Origin of the sequence: Kribbella sancticallisti (assembly GCF_039530625.1) — a bacterium.
Classification (GTDB): Bacteria; Actinomycetota; Actinomycetes; order Propionibacteriales; family Kribbellaceae; genus Kribbella; species Kribbella sancticallisti.
In genome coordinates this window covers 32,198-56,820 of record NZ_BAAAOS010000048.1, presented here as the reverse complement: position 1 = coordinate 56,820, position 24,623 = coordinate 32,198, and the positions used below count along the sequence as shown (strand labels likewise).

Annotated in this window: 23 protein-coding genes; 19 read left to right on the top strand and 4 right to left on the bottom strand. The window is 68.9% G+C overall.

The window, feature by feature from the left end:
• Nucleotides 1-23 precede the first annotated feature (23 nt).
• The 8 genes from ABD255_RS29620 (at nucleotide 24) to ABD255_RS29585 (ending at nucleotide 8,514) form a co-directional block, all read left to right on the top strand.
• Complete coding sequence (locus tag ABD255_RS29620; protein WP_344219775.1) at nucleotides 24-1,355, top strand: YibE/F family protein; 1,332 nt, start codon at nucleotides 24-26, stop codon at nucleotides 1,353-1,355.
• 161 nt (nucleotides 1,356-1,516) lie between these two features.
• Nucleotides 1,517-2,704 carry an inositol-3-phosphate synthase gene (locus ABD255_RS29615; protein ID WP_344219773.1) on the top strand — a complete coding sequence of 396 codons (1,188 nt, stop codon included), beginning with the start codon at nucleotides 1,517-1,519 and terminating at the stop codon, nucleotides 2,702-2,704.
• Complete coding sequence (locus tag ABD255_RS29610) at nucleotides 2,698-3,735, top strand: SCO3242 family prenyltransferase (RefSeq protein ID WP_344219771.1); 1,038 nt, start codon at nucleotides 2,698-2,700, stop codon at nucleotides 3,733-3,735. Before ABD255_RS29615 ends, ABD255_RS29610 begins: the two co-directional genes overlap by 7 nt.
• A complete protein-coding gene (locus ABD255_RS29605; protein ID WP_344219769.1) occupies nucleotides 3,732-4,571 on the top strand; it encodes a sugar phosphate isomerase/epimerase family protein in 840 nt (279 codons plus the stop codon). The genes ABD255_RS29610 and ABD255_RS29605 overlap by 4 nt, the downstream gene beginning before the upstream one ends.
• Nucleotides 4,568-5,146 (top strand): EboA domain-containing protein, encoded by a 579-nt coding sequence (locus ABD255_RS29600; protein WP_344219767.1) that lies wholly within the window; start codon nucleotides 4,568-4,570, stop codon nucleotides 5,144-5,146. Before ABD255_RS29605 ends, ABD255_RS29600 begins: the two co-directional genes overlap by 4 nt.
• A gap of 10 nt (nucleotides 5,147-5,156) precedes the next feature.
• Nucleotides 5,157-6,008 (top strand): TatD family hydrolase, encoded by an 852-nt coding sequence (locus ABD255_RS29595; protein ID WP_344219765.1) that lies wholly within the window; start codon nucleotides 5,157-5,159, stop codon nucleotides 6,006-6,008.
• Nucleotides 6,005-7,153: a metabolite traffic protein EboE gene (gene eboE / locus ABD255_RS29590; RefSeq protein ID WP_344219763.1), complete on the top strand. Its 1,149-nt coding sequence runs from the start codon at nucleotides 6,005-6,007 to the stop codon at nucleotides 7,151-7,153. Before ABD255_RS29595 ends, eboE begins: the two co-directional genes overlap by 4 nt.
• The gene (locus ABD255_RS29585) at nucleotides 7,150-8,514 is read left to right on the top strand and encodes an alkaline phosphatase family protein (RefSeq protein WP_344219762.1); all 1,365 of its coding nucleotides are present in this window, start codon (nucleotides 7,150-7,152) and stop codon (nucleotides 8,512-8,514) included. Before eboE ends, ABD255_RS29585 begins: the two co-directional genes overlap by 4 nt.
• On the opposite strand, the gene ABD255_RS29580 is transcribed toward ABD255_RS29585, so the two are convergent.
• Entirely contained in the window at nucleotides 8,506-9,501 is a 996-nt protein-coding gene (locus ABD255_RS29580; protein WP_344219760.1) for a LacI family DNA-binding transcriptional regulator, read from the bottom strand. The genes ABD255_RS29585 and ABD255_RS29580 overlap by 9 nt on opposite strands.
• 210 nt (nucleotides 9,502-9,711) lie before the next feature.
• On the opposite strand from ABD255_RS29580, the gene ABD255_RS29575 reads away from it, so the two are divergent.
• The 4 genes from ABD255_RS29575 (at nucleotide 9,712) to ABD255_RS29560 (ending at nucleotide 13,477) form a co-directional block, all read left to right on the top strand.
• Nucleotides 9,712-11,487 carry a discoidin domain-containing protein gene (locus ABD255_RS29575; protein ID WP_344219758.1) on the top strand — a complete coding sequence of 592 codons (1,776 nt, stop codon included), beginning with the start codon at nucleotides 9,712-9,714 and terminating at the stop codon, nucleotides 11,485-11,487.
• Nucleotides 11,484-12,110 carry a discoidin domain-containing protein gene (locus ABD255_RS29570; protein WP_344219756.1) on the top strand — a complete coding sequence of 209 codons (627 nt, stop codon included), beginning with the start codon at nucleotides 11,484-11,486 and terminating at the stop codon, nucleotides 12,108-12,110. Before ABD255_RS29575 ends, ABD255_RS29570 begins: the two co-directional genes overlap by 4 nt.
• Complete coding sequence (locus tag ABD255_RS29565) at nucleotides 12,107-12,745, top strand: DUF1996 domain-containing protein (RefSeq protein WP_344219754.1); 639 nt, start codon at nucleotides 12,107-12,109, stop codon at nucleotides 12,743-12,745. Before ABD255_RS29570 ends, ABD255_RS29565 begins: the two co-directional genes overlap by 4 nt.
• Nucleotides 12,746-12,898: 153 nt before the next feature.
• The gene (locus tag ABD255_RS29560) at nucleotides 12,899-13,477 is read left to right on the top strand and encodes a DUF305 domain-containing protein (RefSeq protein ID WP_344219752.1); all 579 of its coding nucleotides are present in this window, start codon (nucleotides 12,899-12,901) and stop codon (nucleotides 13,475-13,477) included.
• A gap of 17 nt (nucleotides 13,478-13,494) precedes the next feature.
• Here ABD255_RS29560 and ABD255_RS29555 read toward each other — a convergent pair whose 3' ends face one another.
• A complete protein-coding gene (locus ABD255_RS29555; protein WP_344219751.1) occupies nucleotides 13,495-13,806 on the bottom strand; it encodes a DUF6703 family protein in 312 nt (103 codons plus the stop codon).
• A 77-nt stretch (nucleotides 13,807-13,883) separates the two neighbouring features.
• Here ABD255_RS29555 and ABD255_RS29550 point away from each other — a divergent pair, with 77 nt between their 5' ends.
• The 5 genes from ABD255_RS29550 to ligD all read left to right on the top strand — a co-directional run bounded on the left by ABD255_RS29550 (nucleotide 13,884) and on the right by ligD (nucleotide 18,628).
• Entirely contained in the window at nucleotides 13,884-14,180 is a 297-nt protein-coding gene (locus tag ABD255_RS29550; RefSeq protein ID WP_344219749.1) for an antibiotic biosynthesis monooxygenase family protein, read from the top strand.
• A 105-nt stretch (nucleotides 14,181-14,285) separates the two neighbouring features.
• Entirely contained in the window at nucleotides 14,286-15,671 is a 1,386-nt protein-coding gene (locus tag ABD255_RS29545) for a glycine--tRNA ligase (RefSeq protein WP_344219747.1), read from the top strand.
• A 2-nt stretch (nucleotides 15,672-15,673) separates the two neighbouring features.
• Entirely contained in the window at nucleotides 15,674-16,384 is a 711-nt protein-coding gene (locus ABD255_RS29540; protein WP_344219745.1) for a hypothetical protein, read from the top strand.
• 1 nt (nucleotide 16,385) lies between these two features.
• Complete coding sequence (gene dusB / locus ABD255_RS29535) at nucleotides 16,386-17,540, top strand: tRNA dihydrouridine synthase DusB (RefSeq protein WP_344219743.1); 1,155 nt, start codon at nucleotides 16,386-16,388, stop codon at nucleotides 17,538-17,540.
• A 113-nt stretch (nucleotides 17,541-17,653) separates the two neighbouring features.
• Nucleotides 17,654-18,628, top strand: coding sequence for a non-homologous end-joining DNA ligase (gene ligD / locus ABD255_RS29530; RefSeq protein ID WP_344219741.1), 975 nt, complete (start codon nucleotides 17,654-17,656; stop codon nucleotides 18,626-18,628).
• Here ligD and ABD255_RS29525 read toward each other — a convergent pair.
• The gene (locus tag ABD255_RS29525; protein ID WP_344219739.1) at nucleotides 18,625-21,960 is read right to left on the bottom strand and encodes a hypothetical protein; all 3,336 of its coding nucleotides are present in this window, start codon (nucleotides 21,958-21,960) and stop codon (nucleotides 18,625-18,627) included. The two genes, ligD and ABD255_RS29525, sit on opposite strands and share 4 nt — an antisense overlap.
• Before the next feature lie 59 nt (nucleotides 21,961-22,019).
• Nucleotides 22,020-22,529 (bottom strand): G/U mismatch-specific DNA glycosylase, encoded by a 510-nt coding sequence (gene mug, locus ABD255_RS29520; protein WP_344219737.1) that lies wholly within the window; start codon nucleotides 22,527-22,529, stop codon nucleotides 22,020-22,022.
• A gap of 74 nt (nucleotides 22,530-22,603) precedes the next feature.
• Here mug and ABD255_RS29515 point away from each other — a divergent pair, with 74 nt between their 5' ends.
• Together ABD255_RS29515 and ABD255_RS29510 are read left to right on the top strand one after the other, a co-directional pair.
• On the top strand, nucleotides 22,604-23,305 hold the full coding sequence (locus ABD255_RS29515) for a Clp protease N-terminal domain-containing protein (RefSeq protein ID WP_344219735.1): 702 nt from the start codon (nucleotides 22,604-22,606) through the stop codon (nucleotides 23,303-23,305).
• A gap of 10 nt (nucleotides 23,306-23,315) precedes the next feature.
• On the top strand, nucleotides 23,316-24,608 hold the full coding sequence (locus tag ABD255_RS29510) for a serine hydrolase domain-containing protein (RefSeq protein WP_344219733.1): 1,293 nt from the start codon (nucleotides 23,316-23,318) through the stop codon (nucleotides 24,606-24,608).
• The last annotated feature ends 15 nt before the right edge of the window (nucleotides 24,609-24,623 follow it).

Genomic DNA, 24,623 nt, shown 5'->3' with positions numbered 1-24,623 from the left:
TTGTCAAAACAGGGAGTTGACGCATGCCACGGCGGAACGTAGGGCGCAGGCGGGCCGACACCAGGTCGAACCGCGGGAGCCGGATCGAAATTCCGCCGGGGCCAGGTCAAGGGCACGGCCACGGCCACGGTCACGGGCACGGCGACCACGTGGTCGACACCTCGGTCGTCGACGAGGACGCGATCGTCGCCCGGCGGGTCCGGGTCGTGGTCGCGGCGCTGCTGGTCCCGCTGATCGCCGCCGCCGTGATCGCGATGGCGGTGATGTGGCCGGGCGGCGACCTGAACATTCCCGCCGCCGAGCAGACCGGCGCGAGCGGCACGGTGGTCTCGATCGAGCCCTGCGCCGAGACCCCGGCCGACTGCGACCTGGCGACCGTCAAGCTCGGCAGCGCCCCCGGTGCGGACAAGGGGCTCGAAGTACCGGTCGAGGTGCCCAAGGGCAAGAACGCGGCCGTACCGGTCGAGGTCGGCGGCAAGGTGCTGCTCGGCGTCCAGAAGGACGCGCCGATCGAGTCGCGCTACCAGTACGTCGACCACGACCGCTCGACGCCGCTGATCTGGCTGGCTGTCATCTTCGCCGTCGCGGTGATCGCCCTGTCCCGCTGGCGGGGTGTGGCGGCGCTGATCGCGCTGGGTGTCACCGCGCTGACGCTCACGCAGTTCATCCTGCCCGCGATCCTGAGAGGGTCGAACCCGTTGCTGGTGGCGGTGGTCGGCGGCTCGCTGATCATGGTGGTCGCGCTCTACCTCACCCACGGCATCAACGCGCAGTCGTCCGTTGCGCTCGCCGGGACGATCACCGCCTTGGGCCTGACCGCGCTGCTGGGCTGGTTCTTCGTCAAGGTGAGCGCCTTCTCCGGGCTGGCGTCGGAGGGCGCCTCCACGGTCAAGTCCTACGTTCCCAGCATCGACCTGACCGGACTGCTGGTGGCCGGCATCGTGATCGGTGCGCTCGGCGTGCTCGACGACGTGACGGTGACGCAGGCGAGCGCGGTCTGGGAACTGTCCGCCGCCAACCCGGCCGCGGGCCGCGCGGAACTGATCGGCGCCGGGCTGCGGATCGGGCGCGCCCACGTCGCCTCGGTGGTGAACACCCTGGTCCTCGCGTACGCCGGTGCCGCGCTGCCGGTGCTGATGGTGTTCGCGATCGGCGGGGTGTCGACCGGGTATGTGATCACCACGGAGATCGTGGCGATGGAAGTCGTCCGAGGTCTCGTCGGCAGTCTCGGCATCATCGCGGCCGTCCCGCTGACCACCGCGCTGGCCGCAATGGCTGTGGCGGACCGGTCCCGCGACCTGGTGGCCCAGCCGGAATCCGTTGCTGCGGCGGGAGAATCCGCGTCGGAGCAGTAGCCGGGGAGTAGTCCGGACGTTGCCCGGATGATGCCGCGATCCTGCGGAATTCTGTCCGGCAGGTTCTTCCCAAGCTGCCGACCGCCGATCTAGAGTTCCGATCAGTCACGGACTGTCCGCCCTCTATCACCTTCCGTGGCTGGACTCGTGAGGAGCCACGGATGCGTCGACGCGTTGGTGTCTGGTTGTTCGGAGCCAGGGGATCGGTCGCCACCACGACCATCGCCGGAGCCGCCGCCCTCGACCACGGAGCCCCTGCTGCCGGCGTGGTCACCGAACTGCCTGACTTCAGCTCGGCCGGGTTGGTCCCCACCGACCAGCTGGTCTTCGGCGGCCACGACGTCGTTGAGACCCCACTCAGCAAACAGGTCGAACGTCTGACCGCCGGCGGCGTCCTCCCAGCCGGCCTAGGCACCCTGATCACCGCAGAACTGGCTGAAGCCGAGCGAAACATCACACTGCTGCCCGGCAACCGGAATGCCGCCGAAGGCGGCGACCTTCCTGTGGGCGCCGTCGCCCACCACCCTCCCGACCCGCAGCCTGGCCAGTTCGGGGTGGTGCGGCGGATGGCTGAGGACATCCGGGCCTTTCGGCTGCGCTACGACCTCGAGCACGTGGTGGCGATCAACGTCGCCTCCACCGAAGCGCCGTACGAGGTTGATGTGGACAGTGCGGCGGAGTTGCGGATGGCGCTGGGGGAGCGGGACGTGCTGCCGCCGAGTTCGCTCGGAGCGCTCGCGGCCTTCGAGGCGGGAGCGGCGTACATGGACTTCACGCCGTCGACCTCGATCAAGCCTGAGGCCGTCCGCGAGTGGGCGATCGAGAAGGGCCTCCCGTACGGCGGGCAGGACGCGAAGACCGGGGAGACCCTGGTGAAGAGCGTGCTGGCTCCGATGTTCGTGCACCGCGCGCTTCCGGTGCACGCCTGGTCCGGGACCAACCTGCTCGGCGGCGGTGACGGCGCGACCCTCGCCGATCCGCGCGCGGCCGAGTCGAAGGGCGTCTCCAAGGAACGCGGCCTGTCGGAGATGCTCGGGGATGTCGCGGGCGAGGTGCACATCGACTACGTGGATCCGATGGGTGATTGGAAGACCGCCTGGGACCACGTCGTGTTCTCCGGATTCCTCGGCGTCCGGATGACCCTGCAGTTCACCTGGCAAGGCTGCGACTCCGCCCTCGCCGCGCCGCTCGTACTCGACCTGGCGCGGCTCTCGGCGCTCGCCCTCGAACGCAAGCATGTCGGGGCGATGCCGTTCCTCGGGTTCTACTTCAAGGACCCGATCGAGTCGTCGGAGCACGCGCTCGCCCGTCAGTACGACGCCCTAGTCCGCTGGGTGCGCGAATGCTGAAGCGTGGGCGGGTCCGGTTGGGGGATCTGGCGGAGTTGGTGCGAGCTCCGGCTGCGCTGACGGTGCCGGGCGACGTACTGGCCGGCGCGGTCTCCGCAGGCAACCTCCGCCCGGCTCGGCTGGTCGGCCTGGCTGCGTCCTCGGTATCGATCTACTGGGCCGGAATGGCACTCAACGACTGGGCCGACCGCCATGTCGACGCCATCGAACGCCCCGAACGCCCGATCCCCTCCGGCCGAGTCCCCGCCCGTACTGCGCTGAGCTTGGCGTCAGCCCTCACCGCCGTCGGCCTCGGCTTGTCTGCCGTCTCCGGCGGACGCGCCGCCCTGAAAACCTCCGCTGCTCTAGCTGCAACTGCCTGGACCTACGACCTAGGCGCCAAGAACACCCCCGCAGGTCCGCTGTTCATGGCCGCGGCCCGCTCCCTGGACGTCCTGGTCGGCGCCGGCACCAACCGCCGAAAGGCCTGGGCCCCCGCCCTAGCCATCGGCACCCACATCCTCGGCGTCACCGCCATGTCCCGAGGCGAAGTCCACGGCAGCACCCCCCTCCCCGCCCAAGCAGCCGTAGCAGCAACCACCACCATCACCCTCAGCACCGCCCTCAACACCCCAGCCGCCGCCCGCTTGGCCGTGGCGGCCGCAATGGCCGGGCGCCCGGCTAAGCCGGCCTCGGCTGCCCGGCGCTTGAGCGGACCAGTTTCAGCCGCCGCCCGCTCTGCCGGCTCGGCCTCGGCCGGCGCCCGCCTACCTGGGTCTGCTTCCGCCGTCGACCACCTCGGAGCCGGCGGCGAGTTGGCGGCTGCGGCGTTTGCTGGTTTGTATGCGCGGGCTGTGGGGCCGGCTCAGTTGGTGGCTGCGGGTGAACCCAGCGGCCCGAACCTGAGACAAGCGGTGGGAGCAGGAATCCACGGGCTGGTCCCGCTGCAGGCTGCCTGGTGTGCGCGAGGGGGAGCACCTCGCCTAGGAGCCGCTCTGGTGCTCGCGTTGCCGCTCGCGCGTGCTCTAGCGAGGAAGGTCTCACCGACATGAGACTCGGCTACGGCACCAACGGATTCGCCAACCACCGTCTACCCGAAGCACTCGCCGTCATCGCGGACCTCGGCTACGTCGGCGTCGCGCTGACCCTGGACCACAACCACCTCGACCCCTTCGGACCAGACCTGCGACAACGAACCACCGAGGTCGGCCGACTCTTGGCCGAGCACAACCTCACCGTGGTGATCGAAACCGGCGGTCGCTACGTCCTCGACCCGTACCGCAAGCACGAGCCCACCCTCCTCCACACCCACGGCGCCGAGTGGCGGATCGCGCTGCTGGAGCGGGCGATCGAAGTCGCCGCCGACCTCGGCGCCGAAGCAGTCTCCTTCTGGTCCGGCACCCTGCCGGCCGACGTGCCGGCCGAGCTGGGTTGGGAACGCCTGGTTGCCAGCTGCAACCAACTCGTCGGGTACGCCGCCGACCGCGGCGTACAGCTCGGTCTCGAACCAGAGCCCGGCATGCTCGTCGACGACCTGGCCGGCTACCTGAAACTCCAGGCCGAGGTAGGCAGCGAGACCCTTGGCCTGACCCTCGACATCGGCCATCTCGTCTGCAACGAACCCTTCCCACCCGCCACCTGCATCACCACCGGCGCGCCGTACCTCGTCAACGTGCAGATCGACGACATGCGCCGCGGTGTCCACGAGCACCTGGAGTTCGGCACCGGCGAGGTCGACTTCGAGGCGGTCTTCGAAGCCCTCGCGGCCGTCGGCTACCAAGGCTTGGTCGCGGTCGAACTGCCCAGACACTCCCACGCCGCCCCGACCGTCGCCCGGCAGTCAATCGACTTCCTCCGCCAGGCGATGTCGAGCGGGATCCACGCATGATCACGGCCGACGAGCTGACCGCACAGCTGCCACCACCAGCTGCCGTCTGGCTGGCCGAGGCTCGCGAGAAGCCGCTCGAGGAGGTGTTCCCAGCGGCGGCTCGTGCAGTTGGTCGTGAGCAGCTAACGGATGGCCGGACGGTCGATCAAGCGGTCCGAGGACTGCTGCTGATCGAAAAGCCGGCAGCCGACCTGCTGGCTGTTTATCGCTTCGGAGACGCGGCGGAGAAGCAAGCAGTACTGCGAAGCCTGTCGATCGCCGAGGTGGCAGCGGAGGTCGACGGAAGCGCGGTGGACCTGCTAGCGGATGCCATCAGGACCAACGATCAGCGGTTGCTGGCCGCGGCGCTCGGCGAGTACGCGACCCAGTGGTTGCCTCAGGCAGCATTCCGGCAGGCCGTCCTCAAGTGCGTGTTCGCCGGGGTTCCGCTGACAGCGGTCGACGGACTGCCGGCGCGGACGGACGACGAGTTGATCCGGATGATGAAGGATTTCGCCGCCGAGCGAACGGCCGCGGGGCGGGTGATTCCCCCTGACCTGTTGCCCTATCTGAGCAGTGCCGTCTCACCGTCCTGAGGGGTCTGACATGCGCATCTTCGATCCACACATCCATATGACATCGCGAACCACCGACGACTACGCGGCGATGGCCGCGCACGGAGTACAAGCCCTGGTCGAGCCCGCGTTCTGGCTGGGACAACCGCGGACCAGCGTCGGCTCGTTCGTGGACTACTTCGACGCGTTGATCGGCTGGGAGCCGTTCCGCGCGTCGCAGTACGGGATCAGGCATCACTGCACGATCGCCCTGAACCCGAAGGAGGCGAACGACCCGCGCTGCCGCGAAGTACTCGGAGTGCTGCCGCGCTATCTCGCCAAGGACGGCGTGGTCGCGGTCGGCGAGGTCGGTTACGACTCGATGACCGCGGAGGAGGACGAGGTCTTCGCCGAGCAACTCCAACTGGCCAGGCGATTCGAGCTCCCAGTTCTCGTTCACACCCCGCACCGCGACAAGGCGGCCGGGACCACCCGCACCCTCGATGTCGTCAGAGAGTCGGGCCTGGAGCCGGGCCGCGTCGTCGTCGATCACCTGAACGAGGTGACGGTGAAGGAGGTCGCCGACTCGGGCTGCTGGATGGGCTTCTCCATCTACCCCGACACCAAGATGGACCCGGACCGGATGGTCGTGATCCTGCAGGAGTTCGGGACCGAGCGGATCCTGGTCAACTCGGCTGCCGACTGGGGCAAGTCCGACCCGCTGCGCACGCACGCGACCGGTCAGGCGATGCTCGCCGCCGGCTTCACCGAGGACGACGTCGACCAGGTTCTCTGGCGCAACCCGGTCGCCTTCTACGGCCAGTCGGGCCGCCTCGACCTCTCGGACGGCGAGCGGGACGAGACGTTCGCGGGCAACTCGATCCTGCGAGGTGCCCGGGAATGAGGTTCCGGCACCCGGACGGCTCGATCGTCCACCTCGCCTACTGCACGAACGTCCACCCCGCCGAGGATCTCGACGGGGTGATCGCCCAGCTCAACGGCTGCTCCTCGCTGGTCCGCAAGGAGTTGGACGTGCCGGTCCTCGGCGTCGGCCTCTGGCTCGCGAACACCCTGGCAGACCGCCTCGCCAACTCTTCCGACGCCCTCAACCGCCTGAAACAAGCCCTGGCCCGCAACAACCTGGAAGTCGTCACCCTGAACGGTTTCCCGTACGCCGGCTTCCACGATCGCGTCGTCGGCAAGAAGGTCTACCTGCCCGACTGGACCGAGTCGGCGCGGCTGGACTACACCCTCGACCTGGTCAAGGTCCTGGCGGACCTCCTGCCCGACGACGCGTCGTACGGTTCCATCTCGACGCTGCCGCTGGCCTGGCGAGTGCCGTGGAGCCGCACCCGCGACGCAGCCGCCCGGGACGCGTTCAATCGGCTGGAGAACCGCCTCGCGCAGGTGGAGGCGACCACCGGCCGACGGATCCGGGTCGCGATCGAACCGGAACCCGGCTGCGTCCTCGAGATGATCCCGCAAGCCGCCCACTGGCTCACCCCGTACTCCGGCCGGTCGCTGATCGGGTTGTGCCTGGACACGTGTCACCTCGCGGTCCAGTTCGAGCAGCCGGTCGACGCGTTCGCAGTACTGGCGCGGGCAGGGGTGGAGGTCGTCAAGAGCCAGGTCTCGGCCGCTCTCCAGATCGCCGATCCGTCCGACCCGGCGGCGCGGGAGTTGCTGGCCGAGTTCGCCGAGCCGAAGTTCCTGCACCAGACCCGCGAGTACGGCGGTCCCGGTGTCGACGATCTGGACCTCGTCGGCGAGCTGTCCGGCCATGCGTCGTGGCGAGTGCACTTCCACGTCCCCGTGCACGCGGCGCCGCGTCCACCGCTCACGAGCACCACGGACGTGTTGGACGAAAGCCTGCGGCACCTGGTCGGCGGTGCCCATCCGCTGACCCACCACCTGGAGTCCGAGACCTACACCTGGTCCGTGCTCCCATCCGCCCCCAAGAACCAGCAGGAACTGGCGGAAGGCATCGCGGGCGAGCTGGCGTGGCTCCGCGGCCGCCTGGTCGGCCTGGGCCTGGAGGAGATCAAATGAGCAAGCAGGTCGTCGTGATCGACGTCGTCGGACTGACCCCACGGCTGCTGCGCCGGATGCCCCGGCTGAGGCAGCTACCCCTCAGCCGAGAACTGGAGACCGTGCTACCGGCCGTCACGTGCTCGGCGCAGGCCACCTTCCTCACCGGGACGCTGCCGTCCGAACACGGCGTCGTCGGCAACGGCTGGTACTTCCGCGACCTGGGCGAGGTCTTCCTCTGGCGTCAGCACAACCAGCTCGTCCAGGGCGACAAGGTCTGGGACGTCGCCCGGCGCGAGGACCCCGGCTACAAGGTCGCCAACGTGTGCTGGTGGTACGCGATGGGCGCCGACACCGACCTGCTCGTCACCCCGAGGCCGATCTACTACGCCGACGGACGCAAGGCGCCGGACTGCTACACCAGACCCGTCGAACTGCACGATCGCCTGACGTCCAAGCTCGGCGACTTCCCGCTGTTCCACTACTGGGGACCCACCGCCGGAATCAAGTCGAGCAAGTGGATCGTTGCCGCGTCGCGCCAGATCCTTGCCGAGGACAACCCGGACCTGTTGCTCACGTACATCCCGCACCTGGACTACGACCTGCAGCGGTACGGCGCGTCGTCGGTCGAGGCCACCCGGGCGGCGATCGAGCTGGACGCAGTACTGGCTCCGCTGCTTGATGACGCCGAAGCCGCAGGAGCGACGGTGATCGTGCTGTCGGAGTACGGGATCACGGACGTGTCGAGACCTGTCGACATCAATCGGCTGCTGCGGAGCGAGGGTTTGCTGGAGGTCTACACGCAGGACGGGATGGAGTACCTGGATCCCTGGAGCTCCAGGGCCTTCGCGGTCGCGGATCACCAGCTGGCCCATGTCTACGTGAAGGAGCCGCAGGACGTCGATGCCGTCAGCAAGCTTCTCGCCAACCTCGACGGTGTCGCCGAAGTGCTCGATGCCGAGGGCAAGCGTGAGCACGGACTGGACCACGAGCGGTCGGGCGAGCTGGTCGCGGTCGCCGAGGCGGACTCCTGGTTCACCTACTACTACTGGCTCGACGACGAGCGGGCGCCCGACTTCGCCAGGGGAGTGGAGATCCACCGCAAGCCCGGCTACGACCCGGCCGAGCTGTTCTTCGACCCGGCCGATCGTTGGGTGAAGCCGCGCGCGGCGTCGTACCTGCTCCGCAAGAAGGTCGGCCTTCGCTATGCGATGCAGGTCGTCCCGCTCGATCCGTCGGTCGTCCGCGGCTCGCACGGTCGCTTCCCGGCCTCACCCGAGGACGGCGCGGTCTTGCTCAGCACCGACACCACGCTCACGCCCGAGGGCGCGGTCGCGGCGACCGCAGTACGGGACTTGATCCTGAAGGCCGGATCAAGCTGATTCGCGGATGACGATCTCGGTCGGGAGGATGACGGAGTCCGCGCTGCCGTTGGCGAGGAGCTCGAGCAGGAGCCGGACGGTGCGGGCGGCCTGCTCGCCCATCGGGCTGCGGACGGTGGTGAGCGGGGGCGCGGTGTAGAGCGCGGCCTCGATATCGTCGAAGCCCACCACCGCGACGTCCTCGGGCACCCGCCGGCCGGCCTCGCGCAGGGTGCGGAGCGCACCGATCGCCATCAGGTCGTTGGCGGCGAACACCGCGTCCAGTTGCGGATCGTCGTCGAGCAGTTGGCGCATCGCCTCGGCGCCGGAGATCCGGGTGAAGTCGCCGAGGGCAACGATCGACCGGCGGCCGGTGTCCTTCAACGCCTGCCGGTACGCGTTCAGCCGCTCCTGCGCGGCCTGCATGTCGAGCGGGCCCGAGATGGTCGCGATCCGCTGACGCCCCTGATCCAGCAGGTGCTGCACGGCCTTGGTCGCACCACCGAGGTTGTCGTTGTCGACGTACGGCATCAGGCCCGGCGTCGCCAGCCGCCCGTGCGACACCACCGGCAACCCCGTCCGAGCCAGTACTGCGGGCAGCGGGTCCGACCCGTCCATCGACACGAGCATGGCGCCATCGACGTGACCCGCTGCGAGGTACTGCTCGACGCGGCGGCGGCTCTCGTCCGACCCGGCGAGCACCAACGCGACCTGCTTGCCCGCGGCCTCGAGTTCCCGGCTGGCGGCGCGGACCACCATCGCGAACATCGGGTCGTCGGAGACCAGGCCGGCCGGGGGATCGGAGACGATGATCGCGATCGTGTTCGTCTTCTGGGTGACCAGGTTGCGGGCGGCGCCGTTCGGCACGTAGCCGAGTTCGGTCACCGCCGCCATCACGATCTGCCGGATCTCCGGCGCGACCGTCGGCTCGCCGTTGATCACCCGGGACACGCTCGACTTGGACACCCCGGCCCGGGCCGCGACGGCATGCAGCGTCGGTCGTCGCACGCGTACCCCCTCAGCCGGCGGATCGGAAAGGGGAGCGTTCCCCAGCACTGAGCATCCCGGCGGTTCCGGAACCTTGTCAAGGCGGACCGCGGTGTTGCGCACAGGTTGCCACCAGATGACTACGAAGTCTTGACACCGTTCCCCGAGCACGCAACTCTCAGGCCTAGGGAACGTTCCCCCGCTCTTCACGTCCGCCCCCTTGGAGCTGCCATGTCGTCCCTGTCCCCACCCCACCGCCCCGGTCCGGGGAGCACGTCCCGCAGACCCTCAGCGCGCCTCAAGGCCGCGACCCTCATCGGCATCGCGATGAGCTTCATCCTCGCCCTGGTCGTCAGCCCGCCGGCCGGCGCCGCCGACACCCTCCTCTCGCAAGGCAAGCCCGCCACCGCCTCGTCCGCGGAGAACGTCGCCTTCCCGGCCACCGCCGCGGTCGACGGCGACCCCGGCACCCGCTGGTCCAGCGGCTTCACCGACCCGCAGTGGATCCAGGTCGACCTCGGTCAGACCGCCACCGTCAACCAGGTCGCGCTCAGCTGGGAGGCGGCGTACGCCAAGGCCTTCCAGGTCCAGGTGTCGGCCAACGGCACCGACTGGACCTCTGTCTACTCCACGACCACGAGCACCGGCGGCAACCAGACGCTGACCGTGTCCGGCTCCGGCCGCTACGTCCGCGTGCTCGGCACCCAGCGCGCCACCCAGTGGGGCTACTCGCTGTGGGAGTTCAAGGTCTTCGGCACCACCGGCGGCGACCCCGGCCCCGGCCCGGGCAGCAAGCTGCTCTCCTACAACGCGCCCGGCTTCGCCTCGACGCAGCAGCACGACAGCAACTGCTGGGAGTGCACGCCGGCCCGGGCGTTCGACCTCGACCCGGCGAGCCGCTGGGCCACCGCCACCGACAGCGGCTGGGTCGACCCGGGCTGGATCTACGTCGACCTCGGCGCGACCGCCCAGATCGACAAGGTGATCCTGCAGTGGGATCCGGCCTCCGCGAGGTCGTACCAGATCCAGGTCTCCAACGACGCGAACAACTGGACCCCGATCTACACGACGACGAGTGGCCCGGGCTTCAAGGAGACCCTGACCGTCTCCGGTACCGGCCGCTATGTCCGGATGTACGGCACGCAGCGCAACACGCCGTACGGCTACTCGCTGTGGGAGTTCCAGGTCTACGGCACCGGTGGTGCGCCGAAGACGCCGCCGACCCCGCCGGCCGACCCGGCGAACCCGCCGCAGCTGATCTGGTCCGACGAGTTCAACGGCACGGCCGGCAGCAAGCCCGACGCGGCCAAGTGGACGATTGATCCCGGCACCGGACCGAACAACGAACTCGAGTACTACACGAACAACAACAACGCCTCGATGGACGGCAACGGCAACCTGGTGATGGAGGCCCGCAAGGAGGCCACACCGGGTTCGTCCTGCCCGATCGATCCGCTGACCGGCAGCGGCACCTGCCAGTACACGTCGCACCGGATGAACACCGGCGGGAAGTTCACCACCACCTACGGCAAGATCGAGGCCCGGGTGAAGATTCCGAAGGGCAACGGGTTGTGGCCGGCCTTCTGGATGATGGGTGCCGACTTCCTGACCGGCCGTCCCTGGCCGTACAACGGCGAGATCGACATCCTCGAGGTGCTCGGCAAGGACGTGAAGACGGCGTACTCGACCGTGCACGCGCCGGCCTACAACGGCGGCGGCGGGATCGGCGGCTCCTACACGCTGCCGAACAGCGCCGACTTCTCCGACGACTTCCACACCTGGGCTGCCTCGTGGGACAGCAAGGGCATCGTCTACACGCTCGACGGCCGGACGGTCTTCACCCTGGACAAGGCGCAGGTGGAGGCGACCCGGGGTCCGTGGATCTTCGACCACCCCTTCTACATCATCCTCAACCTCGCGGTCGGCGGTGACTGGCCGGGCCCGCCCGACGCCAGTACGCCGTTCCCGGCCCGGATGCTCGTCGACTACGTGCGGGTGTACCGATGATCTCGCGCAGGCAGTTCAGGGTCAGCACCCTGGCTGTTGCCCTGATCGCCCTCCTCGGCGCGTACCTGGTCGGCACCGGCAGCCCCGCGCAGGCAGCCGAAACCCTGCTGTCCCAGGGCAAACCAGCACTCGCGTCGTCGGTGGAGAGTGGCGCGTTCCCGGCCGCTGCCGCGGTCGACGGCGACAACGGCACCCGCTGGGCCAGCAACTTCACCGACAACCAGTGGCTGCGGGTCGACCTGGGATCCGCCCAGGCGATCAATCGGGTCCAGTTGCGCTGGGAGGCGGCGTACGCGCGTGGCTTCCAGATCCAGACCTCACCCGACGGCAACGCCTGGACCACGATCCAGACCACCACGAACGGCGCCGGCGGCGACCAGAGTCTCGTCGTCACCGGCAACGGCCGGTACGTGCGGATCCTGATCACCCAGCGCGCCACCCAGTGGGGTGCCTCGCTGTTCGAGTTCCAGGTGTACGGCGGTACGCCGGGTGGCGGCCCGATCGTCCGGGTGGCCGAGTTCCTCGCGGACTGCCCGTACACGCACCGGCTGCCCGACGCCCGATCGTGTTCCCGAACCTGCCGGGCGCCTCGCACATGCACAGCTTCTTCGGTGCGACCGTGACGAACGCGAACACCACCGTCGAGGACCTGGTGAACTCGCCGACGTCGTGCAACCCGGCGACCGACAAGTCGTCGTACTGGGTGCCCACGCTGTACGTGAACAACCAGCCGGTCGAGCCGACCGGGACGACCTTCTACTACCTGGGTGAGGGAGTCCGCGACGACGTCATCGCACGGACCCAGCCGCTGCCGTTCGGGCTGCGGATCGTGGCCGGCAACGCGAAGGCGACCGGCCCGGGCGACAACACCATCTCCCGCTGGTCCTGCCTGCACGCCGGTGACGCCGGCTCCGGGCACGACTTCATCACCTGTCCGGCCGGCACCATGCTCGAGTCCTACCTGGACTTCCCGCAGTGCTGGAACGGGCGCGACCTGGACTCGCCGGACCACAAGAGCCACATGGCGTATCCGGTCAACGGAGACTGCCCGTCCACCCACCCGGTGCCGGTGCCGAAACTGCGCCAGGTACTGCGGTATCCGGTGAACGGCCCGACGGCCGGGTTCCGGTTGGCCTCTGGGGGTGGCTTCACCATGCACGGTGACTTCTTCAACGCCTGGCCGGTGGCCGAGATGGAGCGCCGCGTCAACGACTGCATCCGCCCGATCATCAAGTGCGGGGCCGACGGCCATCCGTAGGTGTCATTTCCAGGCCACTGACCGCCGGGCGGGTCCCCCGTCCCAGGACCCGCCCGGCCGCTGTCGGCTTTCCGACACCCTCTGTACTCGTGGTAACACTCTCTGTACGCTCGCCACCACCGCCCCCTCCTTTGCTTTCGAGGAGTTCACCCCATGAAAGCTCTTGCCTCTGCTGCTCTGCTGATCGCTCTGACCGGTTGCGGTTCCTCGATCGCCGCATCGCCATCACCAGCCAGTACGCCGGCGACTCCGACCGCGACCGCGACTGCGACCGAGTGGAAGATCGACCCGGCGTTCAACGCCACCGACCTGGCCTGGATCGAGTTGATGATCCCGATGGACGACCAACTCCTGCGCGTGCTGGGGATGGCCGAGCAGCAGGCGGCCGACCCCGCGGTACGGGCGTTCGCGACGCAGGTGGCCGCTGGTCACAGGGCCGAGCATGCCCGATTCGTCGCCCTGCGCACCCGCTCCGGACTGCCGGTCCGGAATCCGCATGAAGGTCATGACATGCCCGGCATGATGACCGAGCCCGAAATCGTTGCCTTAGGCAAATCAACGGAACAGGCCTTCGACCCGCTCTTCGAGAAGAACCTCAAGGAGCACCTGGATCAGTCGATCGTGCTGGCCCGCAGCATCACCACCGACGGCAAGGACGCCGAGACGAAGCAGCTGGCCGCGTCGATCATGACGAGCCGCGCGGCCCAACTCAAACAGCTCGCGGCGCTCTAGCGCCCCGACTCAGGACACTAGCGCCCGGCGATGCGGGAGACCGCGAAGAGCACCAGGACCAGCACGGTGAAGACGCGGATGGCGCGCTGACCGGTGCTCACGACGGGCCAGGACAGGAAGCCGAGCCAGGCGAGCAGCAACGCGAGCAGGAGCAGCGCGGGGATGCCGACCGCGAGCGGAGCGAACACTCCGACCAGTGCCAGCACCAGGGTGAGGCCCGGCAACGTCAGCTTCGGCATCGTGTGCAGCTTCGCCACGGCCGGGTAGCTGAGCTTGGTGATCCGGGCCCGGAACGGACTGGTCGGCTGACTCGGCGATGCGCTGCTCATCTCCCCATTGTTCCAGGCCCCGGGTCAGGTGGGTGCCAGGTGTGGGTAGCAGACGGTGACGCCGTACGCTGTCGCGCGTGTTCGTGGTGATCAGGTTCCAGGTCGAAGAGGCCGCCCAGCCGGAGTTCCTGCCCCGGCTGGAGACCGCTGTCGAGGTGTTGTCGCGGCAGAAGGGATTCGTCGCGGCCCGGACCGGGCGGAACGCCGACGACCCCGAACTGCTCGCGCTGAGCATGGAGTGGGAGAACATCGGCAGCTACCGCCGCGCGCTGTCGCCGTACGAGGTGAAGCTGGCCGCCGTGCCGCTGCTGTCCCAGGCGATCGACGAGCCGACCGCCTACGACGATCTGAGCGAGTTCTCCCCCCTGCGCTGACCGGGGGATCGACCGTCGCGGGGCCGTCCTCAGCACGGATGCGACGAGGGCCACTCCGGCCCGATAGCCTGGACCCTTCCCGTACCACCAAACTGGAGTCGAAAAGTGCCCGTGGATACCGTCGATGCCGTCGTCAGCCTCAGCAAGCGGAGGGGCTTCGTCTACCCGTGCGGCGAGATCTACGGCGGTACCAAGTCGGCCTGGGACTACGGACCGCTCGGCGTCGAGCTGAAGAACAACGTCCGGACCCAGTGGTGGCGCTCGATGGTGACCAGCCGTGACGACATCGTCGGGCTGGACTCCTCCGTCATCCTGCCGACCAAGGTGTGGGAGGCCTCGGGCCACCTGCAGGAGTTCGTCGACCCGCTGACCGAGTGCCAGTCCTGCCACAAGCGGTACCGCGACGACCACCTGCGCGAGGACTTCGCCCGGCGCAAGAACAAGGACGCCGACGACGTCAAGCTGGCCGAGATCGCCTGCCCGAACTGCGGCAACAAGGGCACCTTCACCGAGCCGCGGATGTTCAACGGCCTGCTGAAGACCTATCTCGGCCCGGTGGAGTCCGAAGAGGGCCTGCACTACCTGCGCCCGGAGACCGCGCAGGGCATCTTCATCAACTTCGCGAACGTGATGGGCACCGCCCGGAAGAAGCCGCCGTTCGGCATCGCCCAGGTCGGCAAGAGCTTCCGCAACGAGATCACCCCGGGCAACTTCATCTTCCGGACCCGCGAGTTCGAGCAGATGGAGATGGAGTTCTTCGTCGCGCCGGGGTCGGACGAGGAGTGGCACGAGTATTGGCTGAAGGCGCGCTGGGACTGGTACACCGGGCTCGGCCTGAACCCGGACAACATGCGGCTGTACGAGCACCCGAAGGAGAAGCTGAGCCACTACTCGAAGCGCACCGTCGACATCGAGTACAAGTTCCACTTCGGCGGCAAGGAGTTCGACGAGCTCGAGGGCATCGCGAACCGGACCGACTTCGACCTGTCCACCCACTCCAAGCACGCGGGTGTCGACCTGTCCTACTTCGACCAGGAGAAGGGCGAGCGCTGGACGCCGTACGTGATCGAGCCGGCCGCCGGCCTGACCCGCAACGTGCTCGCGTTCCTGCTCGACGCCTACACCGAGGACGAGGCGCCGAACGCCAAGGGCGGCGTGGACAAGCGGACCGTACTGCGCTTCGACCCGCGGCTGGCCCCGGTCAAGGCGGCCGTGCTGCCGCTGTCCCGCAACGCCGACCTGTCCCCGAAGGCCAAGGACCTGGCCGGCGAGCTGCGGAAGAACTGGAACGTCGACTTCGACGACGCCGGCGCGATCGGCCGACGCTACCGCCGCCAGGACGAGATCGGTACGCCGTACTGCATCACCGTCGACTTCGACACCCTCGACGACCAGGCCGTGACGATCCGGGAGCGCGACTCGATGAAGCAGGAGCGGGTCGCTCTCACTGAAGTCACCGGGTACCTGGCACAGCGTCTGGTGGGTTGCTGACGATGAGCACTCGGATGTTGCGTGGTCTCCTGACGCCCGGCCACACCAGGTTCGGTCTGACCGTCTTCGTGCTGTCGGCGCTGGCGGTGTTCCTGCTGGCCGGCTGCTCTGACAGCGAGCCGGACGCCCAGTCCGGCACGCCCGCACCGTCCACCTCGGCGACGGCGCCCAGCACCCCGGCGCCGATCCCGACCGCCTCGACGCCGACGCTGACACCGCTGCCGACGCCCTCGAAGCCGTGGCCGACGCCGTCGGTCAAGGGCGAGCCGGCCTCGGACGCGCCGCTGGCCCAGCGGATCCGGTTCGCGATCGCCAAGCAGGCGCAGATCGCCGCCGGCAAGGCCGCCACCACGAAGGTGAGCTGCCCCGGCATCGAGGACGCCGAGAAGCCCGGCACGCACAACCTGACCTGCACGGTCACCTATGCCGGCAAGTCCTACCCGGGCAAGCTGACGGTCGAGGCGAAGCAGTACTCGGCGTCGTACAAGTTCACCTCCGACTCGGTCGCGATCGTGAAGCCGAAGGTCATCGACGCGGTCCTGCGGACCGTGCCCGGCGCGGCCAAGGTGACGTGCACGATGGACAACGTGGCCGTGGTCAAGCACACCTCGGAGGGGATCGCCTGCGACGCGACGACCACCGAGAACGCAGTACAGCCGTACAAGGCCCAGATCTCCGGCAACGGCCAGATCCTGGTGACGAAAGCTAGTTAGGATGCTTCCTCCCACCCCATCACCCCGGTCGCCGATGCTGAAGCTCGGCAATCTGACGATCGATACGCCGGTGGTGCTCGCGCCGATGGCGGGGATCACCAACGCGGCGTACCGGCGGCTGTGTGCCGAGCAGGGCGCCGGGCTGTACGTGTGCGAGATGATCACCTCGCGCGGCATCGTCGAGGGTGACCAGAAGAGTCTGGACATGCTCACCTTCGACGAGCGGGAGACGGTCCGCTCGGTCCAGCTGTACGGCGTCGACCCGGTGTACGTCGGGCGCGCGGTCGAGTTGCTCTGCGCGGAGTACGGCGTGGCGCACGTTGACCTGAACTTCGGCTGCCCGGTGCCGAAGGTGACACGCAAGGGCGGTGGCGCCGCCCTTCCGTGGAAGCGGAATCTGCTCGGCGCGATCCTGCACTCCGCGGTCAAGGCGGCGACGCCGTACGGGATTCCGGTGACGATGAAGACCCGGATCGGGATCGACAGCGCGCACCAGACCTACCTCGATGCCGGGAAGATCGCCGAGGAGTCCGGCGCGGCCGCGATCGGCCTGCACGGCCGGACCGCGGCCCAGGCGTACTCCGGCCAGGCCGACTGGACCAAGATCGCCGAACTGGTCGAGCACGTCAGCATCCCGGTGCTCGGCAACGGCGACATCTGGGAGGCGTCCGACGCGCTCCGGATGGTCTCCGAGACCGGGTGCGCCGGCGTCATCGTCGGCCGAGGCTGCCTGGGCCGGCCCTGGTTGTTCCGCGACCTGGCGGTGGCGTTCGCCGGCGGCGAGGCTCTGAACCTGCCGACCCTCGGCGAGGTCGCCACGGTGATGCGCCGCCACGGCGAGCTCCTGGCGGACCTGATGGGCGAGCAGCGCGGCCTGCGCGACTTCCGCAAACACGTCCCGTGGTACCTGAAGGGCTTCCCTGCCGGCGGCGAACTCCGCGCCGCCCTCGGCATGGTCGACTCCCTGGCCCAGCTGGACGAACTCCTGGCCCAACTCGACCCGTCCGCCCCGTTCCCGATCCACGAACTGGGTTCCCCCCGAGGCCGCCAGGGCAGCCCCCGCGACCACGTCGTCCTTCCACACGGCTGGCTGGACGACACCGACGGCCTCACCGAGGACATGGCCGCCGCCGAAATCGGAGTCTCCGGCGGCTGAGTAAGTGCTCTGACTCGCCTACTGTCCTTCCGCTTCAAGTCTACAAGCGCAGCTACGGACGAGCGGCAAGTCATCCACAGGCGGTTAGCTCTTTGAGCCCTTAGAGTCCTGTCATGGCGAGTAAGCCGGATGAGACGCGTGATGGGGTTCCGCTGACCAATCTCGATCAGCCGTTGTTCGACGGGGCGGGGGCGACCAAGCGGGACTTGGTCGACTACCTCGACGCCGTGCACGAGCGGATGCTGCCCGAGTTGCGAGAGCGGCCGTTGTCGGTGATTCGGGTGCGGCCGGGGCAGGATCCGTTCATGCAGAAGAACGTTCCGAAGTACACGCCGGAGTGGGTGCGGACGGAGACGGTGTGGGCGGAGGCCTCCAAGCGCGAGGTCTCGTACGCCGTCTGCGACGACCGGAAGACGTTGCTCTGGTTCGGGAATCAGCGGGCGGTGGAGTATCACCCGACCTTGTTCCGGCTCGATCGACCCGATCGGGTGACCCAGTTGGTGCTCGACCTCGATCCGCCGGAGGGGGAGGAGACCTTCGACCTGGCGGTGAAGGGCGCCCTCCTGGTGCGGCAGGCGCTGACCGACTGCGGACTCGCCGGGGCGGTCAAGACCAGTGGCGCCAAGGGCGTGCACGTCTTCGTGCCGATCGACGACACCACCTCCATCGAGGAAGCGGCCGCCGCGACCCGGGCGATCGCGGCGAGAGCCGAGCGGATCGACCCCGCACTCGCCACCACCGCCTTCGTGAAGGAGGACCGGCACGGCAAGGTGTTCGTCGACTCGACCCGTGCGGGCGGAGCCACCGTCGTCGCGGCGTACAGCCCGCGCATCCGGCCCGGCGCGACAGTCTCCTTCCCGGTCGGCTGGGACAACCTCGCCCAGGTTTCACCGCGCGACTTCACCCTGCACACCGCGCCGGGGCTGCTGGCAGACGGCGACCCCTGGGCGGACCAACTACCCGCTCCCCAGACGTTGCCGGCCGAGCTGATCGAGGAAGGCCACACCATCCCGATCGCCCGCGTCCAAGCCATGCACGAAGGCAAACGCCGCGCCCGAGCCCGCCGCCAAGCCGAAGAGAAGGGCTAGCCCTCCGAGGCAGTCACCACATCCAGTGCCGCTTGACGTACGTCGGCGTCTGGATGGGTGCGCACGGTCGCCAGGAGAGTTCGCCAGTCGGAGGACCAGTTGGCGCGCCTGCTCGCGGCTTCGGTGAGGGACAGCGCGATAAGAGCGTCGGCCGGGCGCCCGCTGGAGGCCAACTGGGTCGCGGGGCCGAGCAGGTTCTCGGGGGACCAGTGGGCTTCGGATGCGCTGAGGCGGGTGCTGAGTTGTTCGACCGCGAAAGACACGGCGAGCGGACGGTTGTCGAGCAGGTCTGCCAGCGCAGTCAGCTCTTCGAGCGGTTGCCTCCACTGCAGCGCGTAGGTCAGCAACCGCAAGCGCAGCAGGAGGAACTCCGGTGCGCTCAGCTCGTCCGCCACCGGCCGCAGGGACAGGCGCGCCTCGCTGCCCTTGCCGCTGAAGGCCGCGCACAACCGGGTCACCACCGCGGTAAGACGCTGGCGGGCCGGGTGGTCGCGGTCAGCCGTCGCGTTCGGCACGTTCGGGTTGCTCTCCAGGCGAACCAGCAGCCGCACGACCGCCACCAACTCATCCATCCCGGCCGCCGGATCCGTCGCCGTGATGGCGACCAGCGCGGTCGTCGCATCGCTCCAACTCTGGTTCCGCACGGACAGGTCGGTGATGAAGGCCGCGCAGACCGGAGTAGCGGCCGGGTTGTAGCGCGCCCACCTCGACATCGAGAGCAGCGCGATCCGCACCACCTCCGGCTCAGCTCTATTCGTAATAGCGATCAGCAGGTCGGCATAGCGCGACCTGTACTGCGAAGCCATCCCGTACGGCGAGCGCTGCACCAACACCGTCGCAGTAGCAGCCGAGTCATGCACCGCCTCCTGCAGCAGGGCCCAGCTGGCAGGCTCGTGCAGCAGGTGCTGCGAGGCCGCACTGGTGATCGCTGCCCGCACATCCCGATGCGCGCCGCCCCAAGCCTCAGCCAGTACTTCGCTCGCCCCCGGCGCACGTAGCTCGCCCAGGATCCGCGCCGCCTCCTTGCGCGACGTCACCTTCATCCCCTCACCCACCAGCACCGCCCGGAAGGTCTCGGCGAGCACGCTGGGCCTGGCGAAGCGCGCAGCTCGCGTGGCTGCGTAGAGGGCGACCCGCGCGCGGTCATCACCTCCGTGGCTCAGCAGAACGGGCAGGACCAGTTCCGGCTGGTCGGTCCAGGCCAGAGCGCCCAGAGCAGCTTCCTGCAGAAGCACCTGGCTGCTGGTCAGGAACGGCTCCACCGCTGCTCGCCCGATGCCGGGGATTCGGCCCAGGGTCGAGACGGCCGTCGAGCGGGCCCACTCGGGCATGCGGTCGTCGTGGGCCGCGGCAGCCACCAGTACGGCGTACCGGGTGTGCTGGCGCGGGAGCCAGCGGCGGAGAGCGACGCTGGAGACTTGCCAGGCGGGGTGGTTGCGGTTGAAGCGGTGGATGCGGTCCGGTTTGGCGAGGACGCGATCGAGCAGATCGGTGCGGACCTCGGTGACGGCCTGCCAGACCGAGTCCCAGCGGGCCATGCCGACCTCGCGGTCGATGATCCGGCCGGTTCGTTCCGCGCGGGTGGCGGGTGGTGCGAGCCAGAGACGGGCTGCCTGGTCGACCGTGTACTCCTGGTTCGACCAGACAGCTTTCTCGAGCACGCCGTGCAGGTGCTCGTTGGTCCAGCCGCGGCGGCCGAAGGCGTGCGCGATCGCGAAGGCGAGGTCGAACTCCCGCCGCTTCGCCGCGCTCTCGACGTACGCGCGCAGCGCCTCGTAGACGCCGGTCTCGCGGCCGCGCGGCAGACCGTCGACGAGCCCGTACAGGCCGACGGTGCCACGGTTCTCGGTCAGCCGCGCGTGCGCCCGCAGACCCCACTCGAGCAACGCGGAGTGGTTGCCTAGGGCACCTTGCCGGACGGCGGTCTCGGCGAGCTGGTTCAAGGCCGAGCGGGAACCCCAGGAAGCGTCCCGGGCCTCGAGCGCGTCGGTCAGCAGGATCTGCAGAGCGCCGACGTGCTGGTCGGTCAGCAGCGACGGTGGCAGGCCGGCGACCGCGCCCAGCACTGCTTGGCGAACGGGATCCTGGTCGTTGCGGACCCGCGTCGCCCAGGTGAGGGCCTGCTCGATCGAAGCCGGCCGCCGGGCGTGACCGGCGGCCGTGACGACTGCTCGATAGACCGCCGCACGGTCCCCGGCCTCCGAGCGGCCGATCTCTGGTTCGAGTAGCGAGAAGGCTTCGTCATAGGGCAGGTAGGCGGTGATCTGCCACCATCGGTGGACGTTCTCGCTGACGTTCGGGAGCGTGAGCATTCGCCGCGCCTGCTCGTGCCGCACAGCCCGGGGAAGGACCTCCAGCAGGCGATCGGAGAGGATCGCCTGGCTCAAGTCGACGGTGGCGGTGACCGCCTCGAAGACGGTGGCCCGTCGCGAGGGCGGGAGGTCGGACAGCAGTCCCTCGATGTTGGGCCAGAGCGCGTGGCCCAGCGCGACCAGATCCTCGTCCGCGAACCGGTACAGGCGGCGCCGCAGCGCAGGGGTGAGGGCGCGGTGGATGGTCGAGGCTCGATCCGGTGCCAGCAGGATCGTCAACAGACCACGTGGATCCAGGTCCGCGAGCCGCCCGGCCACCGCGACCACTGCCCAAGGAAGCTCATGCTGGGGGAGCGCCGCCCGGATCAACTCCAGCACCCGGTCGGGGAAACGATCGAGCACCTCGATCACCCCGTAGCCGACGCCCTGCCACCACTCGCTCCGGTCGACGCCCATCGGCAACGTCCGGGAGGCGAAGTCGAGGACGGTTTCGGGATGGCGGCCCGCCAGGCGTGTCCACTCGCCGCTGGTGAGGGAATAGGCCAGCTCTGGAAGGAGACGCTCGACCGTGGCCGCGTCGGCGCTGCTGAGCATCCCCGCGGCGGCGCGGTCGCCCCAGCGTTCCCGCTGCTCGTCGATCAGCCGAGCGGCCAGGTCCTGTCGCCCGGTGCGCCGGATGACGCTCAGGAGACGGGTGCGCAAGGCGGCAGGCGCGTCGGAGTACAGGGTGGCCAGTGCGACGTCGGGGACGGGGACACCTCGGCCGGCTGCGGTCAGAGCGCGCCACTGGACGACGGGATCCGGGTCGGCGAGGAGGTTGGTGATGTGCTCGACGGCCTCCGCGAACTGGGCGAGTTGAAGGCCGAGGAGTCGTTCGTAGGTGTCGCCGCGATCGAGCTCGGCGACCAGTTCCGCCAGCTCGGGTGTTCCTCGCAGCCGCCTCGCCTCCTGCGCGATCAGCCGGACGCGTTCGCCGTACGGGAGTCGATCGAGAGCGCTCAGCAGATCGGTCGCTTGCATCCCCACATCCTGCCGACTGCGGGTGTCAGTCGGGCAGCGACGCACGCAATGTGGTGGCGTCAGGTGGTGGTGCTGGCTTGGTGGAGTTCGGCGTAGGCGGTGGCGAGCTTGGGGAGGGTGTAGTGGGCGTTCAGGCCGCTCGGGTTCGGCAGGATCCAGACCTTGGTGTTGCCGATCAGCCGGTCCTGACGCCCCATCGCCGCCTTCTTGTTCCCGAATGCGTCCCGGTACGCCGTGACGCCGACGACCGCGAGCCACTGCGGCTCATAGGCGAGCACCTTCCGCACCAGACTCTCGCCACCGGCCAGGAACTCGGCCTTGCTCAGCTCGTCGGCGCGAGCGGACGGCCGATCCACGACGTTCGTGATCCCCAACCCGAGCTCGAGCAGTTCCTTCTGCTCGTCCGGCCGGAACTGCCGCGGCGTGAAGCCGGCCTGGTGCAACGCCGGCCAGAACCGGTTGCCCGGCCGAGCGAAGTGTTGCCCGGTCGCAGCCGACACCAGCCCCGGATTGATCCCACAGAACAACACTCGCAGCCCAGGCGCGATGACATCCGCTATCCCTTGCACCCCAGAACCCTAGCCCGCGAACAATCGTCAACCCAGGGTTGACGCGATCAAGTCGTCAACCTAGGGTTGACGACATGACCCCAGCTCCCGACCTCCAGCAACTCATCGACACGATCCGCCAGGACGCCGGCACCGACGACGTCCTCGACCAACTCGGCACGGCAGCGAGCACGATCAGCGACCTGACCAGCACCGGCGACGCCGCCCTCGGGTACTTCGTCGACCGCGCCCGCGGCGCCGGCCGGTCCTGGGTCGAGATCAGCACCGTGCTCGGCGTCAGCAAGCAAGCCGCGCACAAACGGTTCGCCGAATCCTGGACGAGCCGCCCAGCCATCGAGTACTACACGCCACGGACGAAGGCCGTCGTCGACGCGGCGTCCGACGTGGCCCGCGGACTCAACCACTCGTACGTCGGAACCGAGCACCTGCTGCTCGCCTTCTTCACCCAGCCGGCCAGTATCGGCACGAAGGTGCTCGTTGCCCACGGCATCACCGAGCAGGCGGTGTCCGCGGCGGTGACCGCGGCGGTTCCGGCCGGCACCGGCTCGGGTGACGAACTGGGCTTCACCCGCCGCGCGTCGCACGTGCTGCAAGGCGCGGCCGGCGAGGCGCTGGCGCTCGGGCACAACTACGTCGGCACCGAGCACCTCCTGCTGGCGTTCTACCGCGACTCGGCCGGGGTCGCGACCACCGTCCTGACCGGGCTCGGCCTGGACGAATCGACCGCCTGGGCCGCGATCCGGGCCGTCCTCGAGAACCTGGAGAAGGCCCAGTAACTTTAGGCTCATGCCTGACTGGAACTCTCGCCTGGAAGCCCTCGCCGCCGAGTTCGACGTACCGGGCGCTGTGCTGGGGATCTGGGCCGACGGCGAGCAGACCGTCACGCCGTACGGCGTGCTGAATCGCGGGACCGGCGTGGAGACGACGGCCGACTCGGTGTTCCAGATCGGGTCGGTCAGCAAGCCCTGGACGGCCACGATGGTCGTCCAACTCGCCGCCGAGGGCCGCCTGGACCTCGACGACCCGGTGCTCAAGTTGTTGCCCGAGGCACCGATCGATGCCTCGGTCACAGTGCGCCACCTGCTCACTCACCAAAGCGGCATCGATGGCGACCTCTTCACCGACACCGGCCGCGGCGACGACTGCCTCGCCCGGTACGTCGCCCTGCTGGGAGAGGCCGACCAGTTGTTCACCCCCGGTACGGCGTACTCCTACTGCAACGCCGGCTTCGTCGTACTGGGCCGCATCATCGAGGTGCTCGACGGGCGCACCTGGGACGAGTCCCTCAGGGCACGCCTGATCGAGCCCCTCGAGCTGCGGTCGACCATGACCCTGCCGGAAGAGGCGATCCTGCACCGCGCGGCGCTCGGCCACATCGCCGACGGCTCACCGGTCACCACCTGGAACCTGCCCCGAAGCCTCGGCCCAGCGGGACTGATCACCGCAAGCGCTTCCGACCTCCTCCGCTTCGCAAGCCTGCACCTCGATTCGTACTCCGAGATGCGTGCGCCGCAGGTGTCCTTCCCCGGTGGCGCGAACGGAGTAGAAGCCATCGGCCTGGCGTGGCGCCTGTACGACTGGTCCGGCCGGAAGCTCTTCGGCCACGACGGCACGACCATCTCGCAACTCGCCTTCCTCCGCGTCGATCCGGAGGCTCGCCTGGCCGTCTGCCTGCTCACCAACTCCGCGAACGCCCAGGCGCTCTTCGACGCGCTCGTCTCGGAGGTCTTCACCCACCACGTAGGCGCCGCTGCCCCACTCCCGCCCGAGCCGGTCAAGGACCTTACTCCCGGTGACGAGGCGGCCGGCGAGGAACACCTCGGCGTCTACGAACGCGCAGGCGTCCGCCTGGAAGTGCTCCGCCGCGACGACCGCCTCCTGATGCTCTATCAAGCCACCGGCGACCGCCTCGCCTTCGCCGAGGAGCCCACCCACGAGTACGAACTCCACCCCACCACGCCCGCCGACGGCAACCACTACGTCACCCGCTCGGCCCCCGACCAACCGTGGACCCCCATCACCTTCTTCCCCAGCTACTTGTTCACCTCCGGCCGAGTCACTCCGCGCGTGCGGCCGTAGTACGAGATATCGCGT

Coding starts and splice junctions, on each gene's coding strand:
- ABD255_RS29620 (WP_344219775.1), top strand. CDS start 24: ATGCCACGGCGGAACGTAGGGCGCAGGCGGGCCGACACCAGGTCGAAC.
- ABD255_RS29615 (WP_344219773.1), top strand. CDS start 1,517: ATGCGTCGACGCGTTGGTGTCTGGTTGTTCGGAGCCAGGGGATCGGTC.
- ABD255_RS29610 (WP_344219771.1), top strand. CDS start 2,698: ATGCTGAAGCGTGGGCGGGTCCGGTTGGGGGATCTGGCGGAGTTGGTG.
- ABD255_RS29605 (WP_344219769.1), top strand. CDS start 3,732: ATGAGACTCGGCTACGGCACCAACGGATTCGCCAACCACCGTCTACCC.
- ABD255_RS29600 (WP_344219767.1), top strand. CDS start 4,568: ATGATCACGGCCGACGAGCTGACCGCACAGCTGCCACCACCAGCTGCC.
- ABD255_RS29595 (WP_344219765.1), top strand. CDS start 5,157: ATGCGCATCTTCGATCCACACATCCATATGACATCGCGAACCACCGAC.
- eboE (WP_344219763.1), top strand. CDS start 6,005: ATGAGGTTCCGGCACCCGGACGGCTCGATCGTCCACCTCGCCTACTGC.
- ABD255_RS29585 (WP_344219762.1), top strand. CDS start 7,150: ATGAGCAAGCAGGTCGTCGTGATCGACGTCGTCGGACTGACCCCACGG.
- ABD255_RS29575 (WP_344219758.1), top strand. CDS start 9,712: ATGTCGTCCCTGTCCCCACCCCACCGCCCCGGTCCGGGGAGCACGTCC.
- ABD255_RS29570 (WP_344219756.1), top strand. CDS start 11,484: ATGATCTCGCGCAGGCAGTTCAGGGTCAGCACCCTGGCTGTTGCCCTG.
- ABD255_RS29560 (WP_344219752.1), top strand. CDS start 12,899: ATGAAAGCTCTTGCCTCTGCTGCTCTGCTGATCGCTCTGACCGGTTGC.
- ABD255_RS29555 (WP_344219751.1), bottom strand. CDS start 13,806: ATGAGCAGCGCATCGCCGAGTCAGCCGACCAGTCCGTTCCGGGCCCGG.
- ABD255_RS29540 (WP_344219745.1), top strand. CDS start 15,674: ATGAGCACTCGGATGTTGCGTGGTCTCCTGACGCCCGGCCACACCAGG.
- dusB (WP_344219743.1), top strand. CDS start 16,386: ATGCTTCCTCCCACCCCATCACCCCGGTCGCCGATGCTGAAGCTCGGC.
- ligD (WP_344219741.1), top strand. CDS start 17,654: ATGGCGAGTAAGCCGGATGAGACGCGTGATGGGGTTCCGCTGACCAAT.
- ABD255_RS29525 (WP_344219739.1), bottom strand. CDS start 21,960: ATGCAAGCGACCGATCTGCTGAGCGCTCTCGATCGACTCCCGTACGGC.
- ABD255_RS29515 (WP_344219735.1), top strand. CDS start 22,604: ATGACCCCAGCTCCCGACCTCCAGCAACTCATCGACACGATCCGCCAG.
- ABD255_RS29510 (WP_344219733.1), top strand. CDS start 23,316: ATGCCTGACTGGAACTCTCGCCTGGAAGCCCTCGCCGCCGAGTTCGAC.